Source organism: Agromyces sp. MMS24-JH15 (assembly GCF_043518605.1).
GTDB lineage: Bacteria > Actinomycetota > Actinomycetes > Actinomycetales > Microbacteriaceae > Agromyces.
On sequence record NZ_CP171358.1, the window covers coordinates 2,561,297 to 2,578,168 of the forward strand.

Annotated in this window: 14 protein-coding genes; 10 read left to right on the top strand and 4 right to left on the bottom strand. The window is 73.2% G+C overall.

Going from position 1 to position 16,872, the window contains the following annotated elements; genetic code table 11:
* Window positions 1-61 precede the first annotated feature (61 nt).
* The 5 genes from ACDF64_RS11590 (at window position 62) to ACDF64_RS11610 (ending at window position 7,621) form a co-directional block, all read left to right on the top strand.
* The gene (locus tag ACDF64_RS11590; RefSeq protein WP_394551433.1) at window positions 62-3,319 is read left to right on the top strand and encodes an FtsK/SpoIIIE domain-containing protein; all 3,258 of its coding nucleotides are present in this window, start codon (window positions 62-64) and stop codon (window positions 3,317-3,319) included.
* 64 nt (window positions 3,320-3,383) lie between these two features.
* A complete protein-coding gene (locus ACDF64_RS11595; protein ID WP_394551435.1) occupies window positions 3,384-4,598 on the top strand; it encodes a PotD/PotF family extracellular solute-binding protein in 1,215 nt (404 codons plus the stop codon).
* A gap of 13 nt (window positions 4,599-4,611) precedes the next feature.
* Window positions 4,612-5,811, top strand: coding sequence for an ABC transporter ATP-binding protein (locus ACDF64_RS11600; RefSeq protein ID WP_394551437.1), 1,200 nt, complete (start codon window positions 4,612-4,614; stop codon window positions 5,809-5,811).
* A complete protein-coding gene (locus ACDF64_RS11605; protein WP_394551440.1) occupies window positions 5,811-6,722 on the top strand; it encodes an ABC transporter permease in 912 nt (303 codons plus the stop codon). The genes ACDF64_RS11600 and ACDF64_RS11605 overlap by 1 nt, the downstream gene beginning before the upstream one ends.
* A 116-nt stretch (window positions 6,723-6,838) precedes the next feature.
* Window positions 6,839-7,621: an ABC transporter permease gene (locus tag ACDF64_RS11610; protein ID WP_394555126.1), complete on the top strand. Its 783-nt coding sequence runs from the start codon at window positions 6,839-6,841 to the stop codon at window positions 7,619-7,621.
* A gap of 71 nt (window positions 7,622-7,692) precedes the next feature.
* Here ACDF64_RS11610 and ACDF64_RS11615 read toward each other — a convergent pair whose 3' ends face one another.
* Window positions 7,693-8,682: an asparaginase gene (locus ACDF64_RS11615; RefSeq protein WP_394551442.1), complete on the bottom strand. Its 990-nt coding sequence runs from the start codon at window positions 8,680-8,682 to the stop codon at window positions 7,693-7,695.
* A 2-nt stretch (window positions 8,683-8,684) separates the two neighbouring features.
* The gene (gene gabT, locus ACDF64_RS11620) at window positions 8,685-10,058 is read right to left on the bottom strand and encodes a 4-aminobutyrate--2-oxoglutarate transaminase (RefSeq protein ID WP_394551444.1); all 1,374 of its coding nucleotides are present in this window, start codon (window positions 10,056-10,058) and stop codon (window positions 8,685-8,687) included.
* A gap of 90 nt (window positions 10,059-10,148) precedes the next feature.
* Here gabT and ACDF64_RS11625 point away from each other — a divergent pair, with 90 nt between their 5' ends.
* Entirely contained in the window at window positions 10,149-10,643 is a 495-nt protein-coding gene (locus tag ACDF64_RS11625; RefSeq protein WP_394551446.1) for an OsmC family protein, read from the top strand.
* Window positions 10,644-10,649: 6 nt separating this feature from the next.
* On the opposite strand, the gene ACDF64_RS11630 is transcribed toward ACDF64_RS11625, so the two are convergent.
* Both ACDF64_RS11630 and ACDF64_RS11635 read right to left on the bottom strand, forming a co-directional pair.
* A complete protein-coding gene (locus ACDF64_RS11630) occupies window positions 10,650-11,558 on the bottom strand; it encodes a hypothetical protein (protein WP_394551448.1) in 909 nt (302 codons plus the stop codon).
* A 59-nt stretch (window positions 11,559-11,617) separates the two neighbouring features.
* A complete protein-coding gene (locus tag ACDF64_RS11635; protein WP_394555128.1) occupies window positions 11,618-12,370 on the bottom strand; it encodes a lysophospholipid acyltransferase family protein in 753 nt (250 codons plus the stop codon).
* A gap of 99 nt (window positions 12,371-12,469) precedes the next feature.
* On the opposite strand from ACDF64_RS11635, the gene ACDF64_RS11640 reads away from it, so the two are divergent.
* From ACDF64_RS11640 to ACDF64_RS11655, 4 genes are all read left to right on the top strand, one after another.
* The gene (locus ACDF64_RS11640) at window positions 12,470-13,099 is read left to right on the top strand and encodes a hypothetical protein (protein ID WP_394551450.1); all 630 of its coding nucleotides are present in this window, start codon (window positions 12,470-12,472) and stop codon (window positions 13,097-13,099) included.
* Between the two features lie 50 nt (window positions 13,100-13,149).
* Entirely contained in the window at window positions 13,150-14,235 is a 1,086-nt protein-coding gene (gene dxr, locus ACDF64_RS11645; RefSeq protein WP_394551452.1) for a 1-deoxy-D-xylulose-5-phosphate reductoisomerase, read from the top strand.
* 92 nt (window positions 14,236-14,327) lie between these two features.
* The gene (locus tag ACDF64_RS11650) at window positions 14,328-15,653 is read left to right on the top strand and encodes a M50 family metallopeptidase (RefSeq protein WP_394551454.1); all 1,326 of its coding nucleotides are present in this window, start codon (window positions 14,328-14,330) and stop codon (window positions 15,651-15,653) included.
* 19 nt (window positions 15,654-15,672) lie between these two features.
* A complete protein-coding gene (locus ACDF64_RS11655; protein WP_394551456.1) occupies window positions 15,673-16,827 on the top strand; it encodes a sensor histidine kinase in 1,155 nt (384 codons plus the stop codon).
* Window positions 16,828-16,872: the final 45 nt, after the last annotated feature.

Genomic DNA, 16,872 nt, shown 5'->3' on the forward strand with positions numbered 1-16,872 from the left:
TCGCGCGTGATCGCGCCCGCCGTCGGACGACGGTGTCGGTCCGGTCCGCTGGACTCGTCGGATGGACCGCAACGATCCCGGCTCGCGCGAGGCACGCGGTCTCGACGGCGTCGAAGGCCTCGATGCCCTCGGCGGCCTCGATGCGATCGGGCCGCTGAGCCTGCCGGCCCCCGTGCCGGATCCGCCGCAGGCCGGCTTCCCGGTCCTCGCGACCGTCGCGCCGGTCGTGGGCGCCTTCGTCCTCTGGACGATCACGGGCTCCGCACTGTCGCTCGCCTTCGCCGCGGTCGGGCCGCTCGTGGCGGTCGCCTCGCTGGTCGACGCGCGCCGTCAGGCCGCGAGGTCGCGCCGACGCGCGAGGCGGCAGCGCACCGAGGAGTTCGCACGCGTGCACGAGGCGATCACGACCCGCCACGCGCTCGAGCGCGACGCACTCCGGCGTCGGTCGCCGTCGGCGCGCGACGTCCTCCGCGAACGGCCGGGTGCGGACTGGCAGGCCGACGCGCTCGGCACCGTCGTGGTCGGCACCGCGGCCGCGGCGAGCGCCCTGCGGCTCGACGGGCGCGTCGTCGATGCGAACGACCGCGCCGCCGTGGCGCGCGCGAGCGTGATTCCGGATGCCCCGCTCGAGATCGACCTCGCGGGCGGGCTCGGCTTCGTCGGGCCCGCTCCGCTGGCGCGGGCGGCCGCGCGGGCCGTCGCGGTGCAGGTCGCGCACCGCGTGCGGCCCGGCGCGCTCGCGATCGAGCCCGCGGGGGAGGCCTGGGAGTGGCTGCGCGGGCTCCCGCATCGCACCGGCCTGGTCGGGATCGTGATCGGCGAGGGCACGGGACCGGGATGCCCCGGAACCGCGGATGCGTGCGAGGGCGCCGGCCCGGGGCGCGCCGCGCCCGACGATCGAGCCATGCCCGAGCGCCTCGCCCCCGGGCGCCCCGCGCCCGAGCACCTCGTGCGCGTGGCCGTGGGGGCGTCCGAGGGCGCGTTGCCGCCGGGCCTGCGGACGGTGATCGAGCTGCGCTCCACCGGTGCCGCGGTACTCGTCCGCCACCGGGGTCGGCCCGACGGCCGGACGCTCGTGCCCGAGCTCGTCGGCGAGCTCGAGGCGGTCGTCTGGGCGGCGGCGGCGAGCGAGGTCGCCGCGAACGCGGGCCTCTCGACGGGCGCCGCCGTCCTGCCGCGAATCGTGGACTGGGCGGAGCTGCCGGGCGGCGGAACCGCGACGACCACGACCGCGGCAGTCAGGACCGCGCCCGCGACCGCCGGGACCGCGACAGCCGGGACGGCGCCTGCGCTGGGCGCTCCGGACCGGGCGAGCCTCCGCGTCGCGGTCGGTCGGGCCGCGGACGGGATCGTCGAGCTCGACCTCGTCGGCGACGGCCCGCATGCGCTCGTCGCCGGGACGACCGGCAGCGGCAAGAGCGAGTTCCTGCTCGCCTGGCTCGCGGGCATGGCCAGGGCCCATCCGCCGGAGGCGGTCGCCTTCCTGCTGGTCGACTTCAAGGGCGGCGCGGCCTTCGAGCCGTTGGCGGGGCTCCCGCACGTGACCGGCCTCGTCACCGACCTCGACGAGGCGGGCGCCCGGCGCGCGGTGCTGAGCCTGCGGGCGGAGCTGCGGCATCGCGAGGGCGTGCTGCGCGCCGCCTGTGCGCGCGACCTCGTCGACCTCGCGCCCGAGCACGTCCTGCCCCGGCTCGTCGTGGTCGTGGACGAGTTCCAGGCCGTGGCCGAGCGATTCGCCGAACTCGGCCCGGTCATCGCCGACATCGCGGCGCGCGGCCGATCGCTCGGGGTGCACCTCGTGCTCGCGGCGCAGCGACCCAACGGCGTCGTGCGCGAGGGCGTGCTCGCGAACTGTCCGCTGCGGATCTCGCTCCGGGTCCTGCAGGCGGCCGACAGCACGGCGGTGATCGGATCGCCCGCCGCCGCATCCCTGCCGGCCGACGCGCCCGGGCGGGCGATGCTCGTGCGTGGGGACGCCGAACCGCTCGCCTTCCAGTCGGCGCTCGCGTCGGCGGGGGCGCTCGCGGACCTCCGGGCGGCCCGGGCATCGGATGCCCCGGCCCGGCGCGCGTGGCTCGACCCGCTGCCGGACCGCGTGACGGCGGCCGACGTCGCCGCGTGCACCGCGACCGAGGCCGGGGATCCCGGCGGCCGCGGCGATGACCGCTCCCAGCACGACTCCGGCGTCGTGTTCGGGGTCCTCGACGACCCGGATCGTCAGCGGCGCCTGCCCGCACGCTGGGCGCCGTCCGAGGATGGGAACCTGCTCGTCGTCGGGACGGTTCGGAGCGGCCGGACGGGCGCGCTCGACGCGGTCGCGGGCGCGTTCGCCGAGGCCCACGGGGCGGCGTCGGTGCGCCGCCTCGACGGCTCGCGCGGTGCGCAGTGGGATGCGCTCATGGCCGAGGTTGCGGGCATCCGCGCCGGTGCGGCCGCCGGACCGGCGCTGCTCGTGCTCGACGACCTCGACGTCCGCTTCCGCGGCTGGCCGGAGGCGTACCGGATGGCGGGGCTCGACGCGGTCGAGACCGTGCTGCGCGAAGGCGGTGCCGCCGGCATCCGGGTCGTCGCCTCCGCGTCGAGCCAGCAGTCGCTGGGACGGGCCGCGCAGGAGGGCTTCGGCGCGGTGCTCCGACTGCGGCATGCGAGCCGCGCGGACCTGCTGCACTCCGGCGGCACGGGCGAACTCTGGAATCCCTGGGATCCACCGGGTTCAGGCCAATGGCGCGGCCTGCGGGTGCAGGTGCTCGCGTGCCCGCACCCTCAGCCGGCGCCGGAGCGGGTCGTCCCGGCGCTGTCCGCGTCGGACCTCGTCGACGGCGCGCACCGGGTCGTCGCCGTCGTCTCGCCGAGTCCGCGCGTGGACGCGGAACTCGTCGGAGCGATCGTCGGCGCCGATCCCGTCGTCCTCGGCCACGATCCGGAGCAGGCGCGCCGGATCCTCGCCGCGCTCGCGGGGAGCGACGCAGCGAGCGACGCTGCAGCGGAGAACGCACCGGACCGGGGCATCCACGCCGTGGTCGCGGCGGACGCCGAGACCTGGTCGGCGCAGTGGATGCTCGCCCAGGCGGTGCGCGAGGGCGCCGCGACCGTGGTCCGCGGCGGACCGGGGGAGTTCCGCGCACTCGCCCGGGACCGGGGGCTGCCGCCCCTGCTCGACCTCGTCCCGACCCAGTGCTGGCTGCTCGTGCCGGGTGCGCCGGTCGAACGCCGGACCTGGCCCGGCCGGAACGACGGATCCCGTCATCGAAGTGCGCAATCGGTGCGGAATCCGCATCCTGAGACCCGAGAAGTTAACGATTCGGATATGAATCCGTGATTCCGGAGCGCCAATGTGGCAATATCTACCCACCCGACAGCGCCGAAGCCGATAGGAGTCCCCCGTGTCCTCTCGTCCCCTGCCCGCGGACCCGGTCATCCGCTCCCTGGTCCTCCAGGCCCGCCGTGCTCAGCTCACCCGTCGCAGCCTCCTGGCGGGAGCCGGCGCCGGCGCGTCCGCGCTCGCGCTCGCGGCCTGCTCGACGGGCGGCCAGGCGGCCAAGCCGACCGCGGCCGCCGACAAGTCGTCGACCGACCAGACGCTGAACTGGGCCAACTGGGCCGCCTACATCGACGAGGACGACGCGGGCAACTACCCGACGATCCAGGCGTTCACCGAGCAGACCGGCATCGAGGTCAACTACGACGTCGCGGTCGACGACAACAACACCTACTACGGCAAGGTGAAGGACCAGCTCGCGCTCGGCCAGGACATCGGCGCCGACACCGTGTGCCTCACCGACTGGATGGTCGGGCGGTGGATCCGCTTCGGCTACACGCAGGAGCTCGACCACGCGAACATCCCGAACCTCGCGAACCTCACGCCCGCGCTCGAGAACCCCGACTTCGACCCCGGCCGGAAGTTCTCGGTGCCGTGGCAGGGTGGGTTCGCCGGGATCTGCTGGAACAAGGAGGCGATCCCGGGCGGACTCGAGTCGATCGACGACCTCTGGAACTCCGACCTCAAGGGCCGCGTGGGCGTGCTCTCCGAGATGCGCGACACGATCGGCCAGATCATGCTCCAGAACGGCGTGGACATCTCGGGCGAGTGGGGCGACGCCGAGTTCGAGGCCGCGAACGAGATCCTGCGCGAGCAGGTCGAGTCCGGCCAGGTCCGCAACATCAAGGGCAACTCCTACCTCGAGGACCTGAAGAGCGAGGACACGCTCGCCGCCATCTGCTGGTCGGGCGACATCACGGTCATCAACGCCGAGGCCGGCGACAAGTGGGAGTTCGCGCTCCCGACCGCGGGCGGCACGCTCTGGAACGACAACTTCCTCGTGCCGATCGGGTCGCCGCGAAAGACCAACGCCGAGACGCTCATCAACTACTACTACGAGCCCGAGGTCGCCGCCGAGGTCGCCGCCTGGGTGAACTACATCACCCCGGTCGTGGGCGCGAAGGAGGCCGCGATGGCCATCGACCCCGAGCTCGCCGAGAACCAGCTCATCTTCCCCGACGAGGACACGCTGTCGCAGGCCCACATCTTCCGCACGCTGACGCCCGCGGAAGAGCAGAAGTACCAGGCCGCGTTCCAGAGCATCCTGCTCGGTTCCTGAGGACGGGAGATCCATGTCCATCCGCGAGTTCGCCGAGCGCGGCGCCGATCTCGAACTGGTCGGCATCCAGAAGCGCTTCCCCGGTTTCACGGCGATCGAGGAGCTCGACCTCGTCATCCCGGCAGGGTCGTTCTTCGCCCTGCTCGGTCCGTCCGGGTGCGGCAAGACCACGACGCTCCGGCTGGTCGCCGGGCTCGAGGAGCCCACGAGCGGCCGGATCCTGATCGGCGGGAAGGATGTCACGAGCACCAAGGCGCATGAGCGCCCGGTGAACACCGTGTTCCAGAGCTACGCGCTCTTCCCGCACATGACCGTCCTCGAGAACGTCGCGTTCGGGCTCAAGCGCCGGCGCATCGGCGACGCGGTCATGCGCGCGCACGAGGCGCTGCGGCTGGTCGAGCTCGACCACGTCGCGCAGCGCAAGCCCCAGCAGCTCTCGGGCGGCCAGCAGCAGCGCGTGGCGCTCGCCCGCGCGATCGTGAACCGCCCGGCGCTGCTGCTCCTGGACGAGCCGCTCGGCGCTCTCGACCTCAAGCTCCGGCGGCAGATGCAGCTCGAGCTGAAGTCGATCCAGGAGGAGGTCGGGCTGACCTTCCTGCACGTCACGCACGACCAGGAGGAGGCCATGACGATGGCCGACACCGTCGCCGTGATGAACAAGGGCGCGATCGAGCAGATGGGCGCGCCCGAGGAACTGTACGACCTGCCCCGCACCACGTTCGTCGCGAACTTCCTGGGCCAGTCGAACCTGTTCACGGGCGCCGTCGTCGCCGCGACCGACAACGCGATCTCGGTCGCCGTCGGCGGCGGCCGGGTCACGGTGCCGGCCGCGCGCGCGCAGCGGCATCGCGGCGACGTCACGGTCGGCGTGCGGCCCGAGAAGACCGCGCTCCACCTCGAGGCGCCCGAGGCCGCGTCCGACCGGAACGCGCTGGGCCCAGGCCGGGTGATCGACGTCTCGTTCTCGGGCGTGAGCACGCAGTACCTGGTCGACATCCCGGCCGTGGGCACGGTGCTCGTGTTCGCGCAGAACACGGGCCACGGACCGGCGGCCTCGCTCGGCTCGGAGGTGTGGGTGAGCTGGCCGGTCGAGCACGGGTTCGGGCTCGCCGACGAGCCCGGCGACGGCGCCCGCTTCCCTGCCGACGACTCGACCTCGTCCATCGCCGCGCAGCGCCGCGAGGCGCTCGTGTCGGAGCTCGAGGACCACTGATGGCGTTCGCCGCATTCGCGACCACGGAGGCGCAGCCGCAGGCCCCGCGTCGTCGCGGCCCGATCGCGCTGCTCCTGTTGCTGCCGGGCATCCTGTACCTCCTGCTCTTCTTCCTGACCCCGCTGGTGTCCCTGCTGCTCACCTCGCTGCAGCAGCCCGCGGAGTTCGGCGACATCGGCCAGTACGAGTACGCGTTCAACTGGCAGAACTACGTCGACGTCGTCGAGCTGTACTGGCCGCACATCGTCCGGTCGTTCGGGTACGCGCTGATCGCGACGGTGCTCGCCCTGGTCATCAGCTACCCGCTCGCGTACTTCATCGGCGTGAAGGCGCGGCGCTGGCCGCTCGTGCAGAGCATCATGCTGATCCTGGTGATCGCCCCGTTCTTCATCAGCTTCCTGCTGCGGACGCTCGCGTGGAAGCAGCTGCTCTCGGACGAGTCGTTCATCATCACGTCGCTCAAGGCGCTCTCGCTGCTCGCACCCGACGCGCACTTCACGGGCACGCCGTTCGCGGTGATCTTCGGCCTGACCTACAACTTCATCCCGTTCATGACGCTGCCGCTCTACACGACGCTCGAGCGGCTCGACCTGCGCTACCTCGAAGCCGGGTCCGACCTGTACGCGAGCCCGTTCCACGTGTTCCGCAAGGTGACCATCCCGCTGTCGATGCCTGGCATCGTCGCGGGGACGCTGCTCACGTTCATCCCCGCGGCGGGCGACTACGTCAACGCGAGCCGCGACTTCCTGGGCGGACCGGACACCCAGATGATGGGCAACGTGATCGAGGCGAACTTCCTCGTGCTGCTCAACTACCCGGCCGCGGCCGCGCTGTCGATCATCCTGATGGCGGCGATCCTCGTGCTGGTGGGCGTGTACGTGAAGCGGAGCGGGACGGAGGACCTGCTGTGAGCGGCGAGGTGCAGGCGGGCGCGGTCATCGGCGGCCTCGCCGAGGAACAGCAGCTGGATGACGCGCGCGGGCCGCGCCGTCGGGTCCGGGCCGGTCGGCCGGGGCTCGGCGACTGGCTGCTGCCGGCGTACTCCGTGATCGCGCTCGTGTTCCTGCTCATCCCGATCGCGTACACGTTCGTGTTCTCGTTCAACGACTCGGTGAAGTCGAACATCTCGTGGCGCGGATTCACCTTCGACAAGTGGCTGAACGTCTGCAACGTCGAGGGCGGCGCGGTGTGCGAGGCGTTCGCGAACAGCATCGTGATCGGCGTCGTCGCGACGCTCGTCTCGACCGTCCTCGGCACGATGATCGCCATCGCGCTGGTCCGCTACCGCTTCCGCGCCCGTTCGGCCGTCAGCCTGCTGCTGTTCCTGCCCATGGCGACCCCGGAGGTCGTGCTCGGCGCGGGCCTCGCGGCGCAGTTCCTCGCGGTCGGCGTGCCGAAGGACATGACGACGATCATCCTGGCGCACACGATGTTCTGCATCAGCTTCGTCGTGGTGACCGTGAAAGCGCGGGTCGCGAGCCTCGATCCCGCACTCGAGGAGGCGGGGCGCGACCTCTACGGGTCGCCGTCCCAGGTGTTCTGGCGTGTGACGTTCCCGCTGCTCCTGCCGGGGATCCTCGCCGCGGCGCTGCTCGCGTTCGCGCTCAGCTTCGACGACTTCATCATCACGAACTTCAACTCGGGCTCGGTCACCACGTTCCCGAAGTACGTGTACATCTCGGCGTCGCGCGGGATCCCCGCGGAGGCGAACGTCATCGCGTCCGCGGTGTTCCTCTTCGCGATCGTGATCGTGATCACCGCGCAGGTCTCCCGGGCGGCGCGCACGCGGCGCCTCGCCAAGCTCGGCTGACGCGCGCGCCCGGCCGAGCGGGCACGCCCGCCGCTCCGGACCCGGCGCGCCGCGGCGAGATCCGCGCGACGTCAGACCGTCGCGCGGATCTCGCCGACCGGCTGGTCGCCGCCCATGACCCACAGGTCGAGCTCGGCCTGGACCGCGTCGATCGCGTCGTGCTCGAGCGCGCCGGCGTCGGCGAGCAGGCGCAGCGCGACGATCGTCGTCGCGCGCGAGCTGCCGTCGAGCACCTTCACCGCGGTCGTCGTGCCGTTCGGCGCGGTCATGACCATGACGCCCTCGGCCCCGATCTTGGCGAACACGCCGAGCCGCTCGATCGCGACGGTGTCGGGCTGGCCCGGGCCGCCGATCGCCCACGGGTGCTCGCGGACCGCCTCGGTGAGCGCGGCGGCCTCGCGGAACAGCGCGAAGGGCGAGGACGCCTGCGACGTCGTCAGCTTCTGGATGCCTCGCGCGAGCGCCCCGAGCGAGATCGCGAACACCGGCGCGCCGCACCCGTCGACCGCCATCGCGGACGGGCGCTCGCCCGTGAACCGCTCGAGCACGTCGAGCACCCGGCGCTGCAGCGGGTGCTGCGGGTCGAGGTAGCCGTCGACCGGCCAGTCGTTGGCGACGCACGCCAGCAGCATGGCGGCGTGCTTGCCCGAGCAGTTCATCATGGTCCGCTCGGGCCCGCCGCCGGAGCGGATCAGCTGCTCGCGGGCGGCACGGTCGGACGGCGCCGCGGCGGGGCATCCGAGCGCCGAGGCCGGCAGCCCGACGCGGCCGAGGAGTCCGCGGACGAGCGCGACGTGCGCCGCGGTGCCCGAGTGGCTCGCGGTCGCGATCGCCGCGTCCTCGCCGCGGAGCGTCACGCCGCTCGTCATGACCGCGACCGCTTGGAACGGCTTCAGGCACGACCTGGGGAAGATCGGCGAGTGCACGTCGCCGAGCGCGCGCACGACGGTGCCGTCGGGGGCCAGCACCACGGCCGATCCGGCATGCCGGGATTCCACGAAACCACTCCTGACCACGACGGCGAGCTCGACCGCGTCCGAGACGGAGAACGTACCGGGCACGTTCAGCCGAGCGCCGCGAGGGCGTCGTCGAGCACGGTCAGCGCGTCCTCGATGAGCGCGTCCGTCATCGCGAGGCTCGGCAGGAAGCGGAGCACGTTGCCCCAGGTCCCGGCACTGAGGAACAGGATGCCCCGCTGCGCGGCGAACTCGACGATCGCGCCGACCGCCTCGGGGTTGGGCTGCTTCGCGGTGACCGCGGTACCGGGCTGGATCAGCTCGATCGCGATCATCGCGCCCTTGCCGCGGATGTCGCCGATCACGTCGTACCGCTTCGCGAGCCGCTCGAGGCCGGCCGTGAGCGTGCGCTCGATGCGCTCGGCCTCCTGGAGCAGGCCGTTGCGCTCGATCGACTCGAAGACCGCGATGGCGGCGGCGCACGCGACGGGGTTGCCGCCGAACGTGCCGCCGAGCCCGCCGGCGTGCGCGGAGTCCATGATCTCGGCGCGGCCGGTGACGGCGGCGAGCGGCAGGCCGCCCGCGATGCCCTTGGCCGACAGCACGAGGTCGGGCTGCCAGCCGAAGTGCTCGCTCGCGAAGAACCGGCCCGTGCGCGCCATGCCCGACTGGATCTCGTCCGCGATCATGACGACGCCGTGCTCGGTGCACCACGCCTGCAGCGTGGTCAGGTACTCGTCGGCCGGCACCATGAAGCCGCCCTCGCCCTGGATGGGCTCGGCGACGAGGCACGCGAGGTCGGCGGCCCCGACGACCTTCTCGAGGTAGGCGATCGTGCGGGCCGCGGCCTCGTGCCCGTCCAGGCCGTCGCGGTAGGGGTACGAGTTCGGCGCGTGGTAGACGTCGCCCGCGAACGGCCCGAATCCGGTGGCGTACGGGTGGGCCTTGTAGTTCATCGCCATCGTGAGGTTGGTACGGCCGTGGTAGGCGTGGTCGAGCACGGCGACCGCGCGACGGCCGGTGTGCTTGCGCGCGATCTTGACGCCGTTCTCCACGGCCTCGGCACCGGAGTTCACGAGGACGGTCTTCTTCGCCCAGTCGCCGGGCGTGTGCGCGGCGAGCAGTTCGGCGACGCGCACGTACTCCTCGTAGGGCGTGATGGTGAAGAGCGTGTGGATGACGTCCTGCAGCTGGTCGGCCGCGGCGGCGACGACGGACTGCTCGGTGTGGCCGACGGTGGTGACGCCGATGCCGGCGCCGAAGTCGACGAACCGATTGCCGTCGACGTCGACCAGGATCGCGCCGTTGGCCCGCTCGATGTAGACCGGCAGGGCGCTCGAGACGCCGTCGGCGACGACGGCTCGACGTCGCTCGTGCAGTTCCCTCGACTTCGGACCGGGGATCTCGGTCACGACCTTGCGCGTCTGCTCCACGGAGTGGATCGGCGCGACGGTTGGCTGGGCGTCGATGGTGTCAGTCATGATCCGGAAAGTCTATCGGCGATGCCGGCGGACCGCCGTGGCCGGGCGTCGCCCGGATCGGCGCCCCGCGTCGCGTGCGAGGATGTCGGGATGCGACTCGGCGAGCACCGGTACGAAGTGAGCCTGGCCTGGGAGGGCGACCGCGGGACGGGGACATCCGGCTACCGCGAGTACGGGCGCGAGCACGTCGTGCGCAGCGACGGCAAGCTGCACGACCTCGCCGGGTCGAGCGATCGGGCCTTCCACGGCGACCGCGCGCGCTGGAACCCGGAGGAGCTCCTGCTCGCGGCGCTCGCCGACTGCCACATGCTCTCCTACCTCCACGTCGCGGTCCGCCACGGCGTCGTGGTGCGCGGCTACGCGGATGTCGCGGTCGGCACCATGCAGGAGGACGGCCGGGGCGGCGGTGCGTTCACCGAGGCGGTGCTTCGCCCGCACGTCGTCGTGGCCGACGCGTCGATGCTCGAGCTCGCGCAGGCGCTCCACCACGAGGCGAGCGAGCTGTGCTTCATCGCGTCGTCCGTGTCGTTCCCGGTCCGGCACGAGCCGACCGCGTCGGTGCTCGCCGAGGCCGGAGCCGAGTAGCTCCGGTCACTCGGGCGCGGGCGCCGGGACCGCGGGCAGGGTCGCGGCCGGCGGGCAGGGGTCGCCGCCGACCAGCTGCGTGCAGGCGGGAAGGAAGCCGGGGTAGCGCACCACGGTCGGGTCGCCGAACCAGCGCCACCAGATCCGCCAGAAGTTGAGGTTGCCGTACGCGCTGCACGCGTCGCCCTGCTCCGGGTCGGCGAGGGTCGCCGCGTTCGGCTGGTACGGCGTGTAGTTGTACAGGTTCGCGGTGGCCTGGTTCCGGATGTCGACCGGGGCGCCGCCGCACGCCGGCTCGGGGTGGTAGCGCACGTCGACGACGCCGATCCGGTAGGCGCGGTCGGGCTGCTCGGTGTACTGCCGGAACTGCCAGGCCGCGTGGTACACCTGATTCGCGAATCCGAAGTACTCGACGGCGCAGTCGGCCGTGTCGGGGCATCCGTAGCCGGTGGCGCGCGCGTAGCCGTGCTCGCTCGGCCGCGTGAGCAGGGACTGCTCCTTCTGCAGCAGCACGAGCAGGGTCTTCGGGCTGATGCCGCAGGCGACCGCCGTCTTCGCGATGATCCGGCTCGCGGGTTCGCCGGTCGCGCCCGGGTACTCGGCGCAGTGTCCGGGGCCGGCGGCCTCCTGCGTCGGGGTGTCCTCGCGGTAGTCCGCGAGGCACGGCACGCCGATGTCGGGCCGGCACGAGACCGACTCGAGGAACGACTGGATGTCCCGCTCGTCCATGGACGTGCTGTCGTAGAACCCGTCGTCGCTCACGATGAGGCCGGCGTCGAAGCGCTCGGTCGGCGGGTCGGCCTGCTCGACGGTCGGCGGCGCGGTCGTCGCGGGCGGGTCCGCGACGCAGCCGGCGAGGCCGACGACGCACGCGAGGATCGCGCTCGCGAGCGCGGCTGCGGAGACGGCCCTCATCTCCGCGACCCTACCGGGTGGCACGGGTCGTGCGCTGGGAATCCGGTGCGACGGGGGCGTCAGATGCGCTCGTGCGGCATGACCCGGTCGGCGATGCGCGCGATCGGGTTCTGCGGGGGCGCCTCGTTGTAGGTGCCCGCGAGCTCCTGCCCGGTGAGCGCGTGGATCGCCGCCATCACCTCGTCGGTGGCCGTGCGGCGCGCCTTGCCGGACGTCGCCGGACCGTGCCCGGACAGGTCGATCGGCTCGCCGAAGCGGACCGTCACGGGGCGGATGCGCGGCCGCTTCGCGCCGACCGGCTGGATCTCCTGGGTGCCGATCAGGCCGACCGGCACGACCGTGGCCCCGGTGGTGAGCGCGAGCCACGCGATGCCGGTCCGGCCCCGGTACAGGCGGCCGTCGAGCGACCGGGTGCCCTCGGGGTAGAGCGCGAACGCCTGCCCGGCCTCGAGGATGCGCCGCCCCTGGTCGAGCGCCTCCTGGGCCTGCGACCCGACCCCGCGGTCGACGCTCACGGCGCCGATCGACCGGAAGAACGTGCGGCTCACCCAGCCCTTGAGCCCCTTGCCCGTGAAGTAGTGGGACTTCGCGAGGAACTGCACGGGACGGCGGGTCGTCAGCGGGATCACGATGCTGTCGACGAACGAGAGGTGGTTCGACGCGAGGATCACCGCGCCGTGCCGCGGCACGTTGTTCGCGCCCTCGATCCGGGGCCGGTACAGCAGGAGGCTGAGCGGGCGGAGGATGAATCGGACGCCGCCGTACAGCAGTCCCGGCTTCTTCGGCGGCGCAGGAACGGCGGTGGCCTCGATCTCGCTCACACGGAGACGGTACGCGGGTTCCCATGCGGGCGCCGGAATATGACGGCGGCGGGTTGCGCCCGTGCGCCGCGCGTGCGGGAGGATGGTCGCATGGAGGCCCTGCCCGAGGCACAGCTGAGCCGGCTCGGCGACGACGGTGCCGCGGCCGCGGTCCTCGCGGACCGTCGCGTGCCGCCCGTCCAGGTGCTGCGCGAGCTCATCGCCCACGAGGCGGACGTGCCGGCGGAGGACGTGGAGCTCGCCTTCGCGTGCGCCGAGTGCGGTGCCAGGCACGGTCGGCCCGAGATCGACTACCCGTCGACGCCGTCGGGCGCCGGATGGTTCGGCGACGTGCTGCACCTCGACGGGACCACGGTCGCGGTCGCGGGCTCGCACCACCGGCTCGGGCTCGGGCTGGTCCGTCCGGGCGCGGGCGGCCCGCTCATCGACCAGGCGGCGCTCAACCCGCTGGAGCTCGCCGCCGTCGCCGACCACGACGAGGCCGCGCGGCCGCGCGCGCGAGCGCGCGCCTGGGCGCGCAAGGCCGCGCTCGTGCGCGCACTGGGGCACTCCGACCTGCAGGAGCCCTCCGGCATCGCACTCGCGACGACGGACGACGAGCCCGGCGTCGCCTGCGTGGTCCGCACCGCGCCCGAGATCGGCTCGCAGTGGCGCGGAATCCGCGTGCACGACCTCGACGTCGGCGACGGCCTCGTCGCGGCCGTCGCGGTGCTTCCCTGACGCGCGAGCCCGCATCCCCGGCTGCCGGCGCGCCGCCGTACAGTGGGACGGTGAAGCGCGTCATCGTCCTCGGCTCGACCGGCTCCATCGGAACGCAGGCGCTGGAGGTGATCCACGCCAATCCCGACCGCTTCGAGGTCGTCGGCCTCGCCGTCGGGACGAACCGGGAGGCGCTCGAGGCGCAGGCGCGCGAGTTCGACGTCGAGGCGACCGCGGTCGGCGTCGACGAGGCGGTCGCGCTGGTCCACGACGTCGACGCCGACGTCGTCCTGAACGGCATCACGGGCTCGGTCGGCCTGCGGCCCACGCTCGCGGCCCTCGAGCGCGGGCGGACGCTCGCGCTCGCGAACAAGGAATCCCTCATCGTGGGCGGGGACCTCGTCACGAGCCGAGCCGCGCCCGGGCAGATCGTGCCGGTCGACTCCGAGCACTCCGCGATCGCGCAGGCGCTGCGCGCCGGGTCGCGCGACGAGGTGCGCCGGCTCGTGCTCACCGCATCGGGCGGCCCGTTCCGCGGTCGCACGCGCGAGCAGCTCGCGGGCGTCACGCCGGGCGAGGCGCTCGCGCACCCCACCTGGGACATGGGCCTCGTCGTGACGACGAACTCGGCGACCCTCGTGAACAAGGGCCTCGAGGTGATCGAGGCGCACCTGTTGTTCGGCGTGCCGTACGACCGCATCGACGTCGTCGTGCACCCGCAGTCGATCGTGCACTCGATGGTCGAGTTCGTCGACGGGTCGACGATCGCGCAGGCCTCGCCGCCCGACATGCGCCTGCCGATCTCGCTCGGCCTGGACTGGCCGCACCGCGTCGGCGGCGTCGGCCGGCCGCTCGACTGGACCACCGCGTCGCAGTGGACGTTCGAGCCGCTCGACGAGCAGGCGTTCCCGGCCGTCGCGCTCGCCAAGCAGGTCGGCCGGGCCGGCGGGGAGTACCCCGCGGTGTTCAACGCCGCCAACGAGGAGGCCGTGGCCGCCTTCCACGCGGGCCGGATCGCGTTCACGGGGATCCTCGACATCGTGCGCGCGGTCGTCGAGTCGCACGATGCTGCCGGCGGGACGCTCACGGTCGCGTCGCTCGCCGAGGCGGAGGCATCCGCGCGCCGCGCCGCGAACCGCCGCATCGACGCGGCCTGAGCCGGGCGCCGTCGGGCGCCGCCGGACGCCGGCCCGGCACCCTCGCAGGCGGTCGACAGCGCGCTCCAAGCAGACGGCAGTACGCTTTCGCCGTGGATTCCGTGCTCGCCTTCATCCTCGGCGTCGTCATCATCGCGCTGGGCCTCGCCGTGTCGATCGGGCTGCACGAGATCGGCCACCTCGTTCCGGCCAAGATCTTCGGCGTCAAGGTGACCCAGTACATGATCGGGTTCGGCCCGACCGTGTGGTCCCGGCGCCGTGGCGAGACCGAGTACGGCGTGAAGGCCGTCCCGCTCGGCGGCTACATCTCGATGATCGGGATGTTCCCGCCCGCGAAGGACGGCACGGTCAAGGCCGACAGCACCGGGTTCTTCCGCGGCCTCGTGCAGGACGCGCGCGACCAGAGCGCCGAGACGATCACGGCGGGCGACGAGGATCGCGCGTTCTACCGGCTGCCGGTCTGGCAGCGGATCATCGTCATGCTCGGCGGCCCGACCATGAACCTCGTGCTGGCCGTCGTGCTGTTCGGCGTCCTGCTCATGGGCGTCGGGATCCAGCAGCCGTCGACGACGGTCGGCTCGGTGTCGGCGTGCGTGCTGCCCGACACGAGCGAACGCCAGGAGTGCGAGGCGGGCGACCCGGCGGCGCCCGGCGCCGCCGCGGGCGTCGAGCCCGGCGACCGCATCATCTCGGTCGAGGGGACCCCGATCACCGCGTGGGACCAGTCGACGGCGATCATCCGCTCGCACCCGGGCGAGCCGATCGAGGTCGTCGTCGAGCGCGACGGCGTCGAGCGCACCCTCGCCGTCACGCCGCTGCTCACCGAGCGGTACGTCTACGACGACCGGGGCGAGATCGTGACGGACGCCGACGGCGAGCCCGTGACCGAGAAGGTCGGCTTCGTCGGGATCGGCGCCGCGTACGAGCGCGCCGCGCAGCCGATCACGGTCGTGTTCCAGACCGTCGGTGACAACGTGGTCGCCGTGAGCGGGGTCATCCTGAACCTGCCGCAGCGACTCGTGGACGTCGCCAATGCCGCGTTCGGCCCGGGCGAGCGCGACCCGAACGGGCCGATCTCGGTCGTCGGCGTCGGCCGCGTGGCCGGCGAGATCGCGAGCCTCGACACGGTGCCCGTGCTCGACAAGGCGGCCGGGCTCATCGGGATCCTCGCCTCGCTCAACATCGCCCTGTTCGTGTTCAACCTCATCCCCCTCCTCCCGCTCGACGGCGGCCACATCGCCGGCGCGATCTGGGAGGCCATCCGCCGCGGCTGGGCGAAGCTCCGCCGCAAGCCCGATCCCGGCCCGGTCGATCTCGCGAAGCTGATGCCGCTCACGCTCGGCGTCGTCGTCATCCTCGGCGGCATGAGCGCCCTGCTCATCTACGCGGACATCGTCAAGCCGGTCGCGCTCTTCTGAATCGGACCCACGCCACGCCATGATCGACCTCCGCACGCCCGTTCCGTCGTCCGCGTCCCGCCGCGCTTCCCGCCTCCCGGATCCCGTGCGCCGGTTCGGCCCCGCGATCGCGTCGCTCGCGGTGCAGCTCCCGCTCGCGCTCGCGGTGATCGCCGCGTACGGGCCGGGTGCCGCGGATGCGCTCGTCGGGATCCTGCTCGCCGTCGCCGGCCCGATCGCGCTGCTCGGGGCGCGGCGCCGGCCCGGGCCGACCGTCGCCGTGGTCGCGGCGCTCGCGCTCGTGCACGGGCTCACGAGCCCGGTGGCCTGGGTGCCGTACGTCGCGCTGTGGTTCGCGATCGGGATCGGCGTCGCGCACGGCGCGCTGGTCTGGACCGCGGTGTCGGCGGGCACGGCGTGGCTCGGCGAGGTCGTCCTGGGCACGCTCGAGGGCCTCGAGTGGCATCCGCTCCGCGTCGCGGTCGAGACCGCGGTGCTCGCGGCCTGCTTCGGCATCGGATGGCTCGTCTGGGTCCGTCGCGGTCACGCGGCCGCGTTGCGCGAGGAGGTGCAGCTCCGGCGGCGGCGCGCCGAGCGGCGCGAGCGCGCGCGGATCGCGGGTGGCCTGCACGACGAGCTGGGCCAGGCGCTGTCGCAGGCGCACGTCGAGGCGACCGTCGCGCTGCACGCGCTCGACCGCGACCCGGTCCGCGCGCGCGTCGCGCTCGAGCGGATCCGCGCGACCACGAACGCGGCCCTCACCGACCTGCGCGTCGTCGTCGACGCCATCCGGGACGGCGACGAGGTGCCCTGGGCCGAGCTCGACGAACTGACGCGCCTCGTCGAGGCCGCGCGCTCGCGCGGCGTGCGGGCGGACCTCGACAACCGGCTCGGGCGCGCCCCGTCCCGGGCGGTGCAGTACGCCGCGTACCGGATCGTCGAGGAGGCGATCGACAACGCGGTCCGCCATGCGAGCGCGGACGGGCTCGACGTGGTCCTCGACCGCGACGATCGCGACCTCGTGCTCACGGTCGACGACGACGGCGACGGGATCGGCGAGCGCGCCCAGGCCGGCGGCGGCATCGTCGGTATGCGCGACCGGGCGGCGCTCATCGGCGGCCGGGTCGAGGTCGGCCCGTCGCCCGCGGGCGGCACGCGCGTGACCGCGCGGCTGCCCTGGTCCGACGTCGCCTGAGTCTCGCGCGACGGCGTACGCCCGCGGGAGTACGGCGAGCCCCTC

Bases quoted from the DNA above. Each gene is read 5' to 3' on its own strand.
- ACDF64_RS11590 (WP_394551433.1), top strand. From the start codon at position 62: ATGGACCGCAACGATCCCGGCTCGCGCGAGGCACGCGGTCTCGACGGC.
- ACDF64_RS11625 (WP_394551446.1), top strand. From the start codon at position 10,149: ATGCGACTCGGCGAGCACCGGTACGAAGTGAGCCTGGCCTGGGAGGGC.
- ACDF64_RS11630 (WP_394551448.1), bottom strand. From the start codon at position 11,558: ATGAGGGCCGTCTCCGCAGCCGCGCTCGCGAGCGCGATCCTCGCGTGC.
- gabT (WP_394551444.1), bottom strand. From the start codon at position 10,058: ATGACTGACACCATCGACGCCCAGCCAACCGTCGCGCCGATCCACTCC.
- ACDF64_RS11655 (WP_394551456.1), top strand. From the start codon at position 15,673: ATGATCGACCTCCGCACGCCCGTTCCGTCGTCCGCGTCCCGCCGCGCT.
- ACDF64_RS11640 (WP_394551450.1), top strand. From the start codon at position 12,470: ATGGAGGCCCTGCCCGAGGCACAGCTGAGCCGGCTCGGCGACGACGGT.
- ACDF64_RS11605 (WP_394551440.1), top strand. From the start codon at position 5,811: ATGGCGTTCGCCGCATTCGCGACCACGGAGGCGCAGCCGCAGGCCCCG.
- ACDF64_RS11600 (WP_394551437.1), top strand. From the start codon at position 4,612: ATGTCCATCCGCGAGTTCGCCGAGCGCGGCGCCGATCTCGAACTGGTC.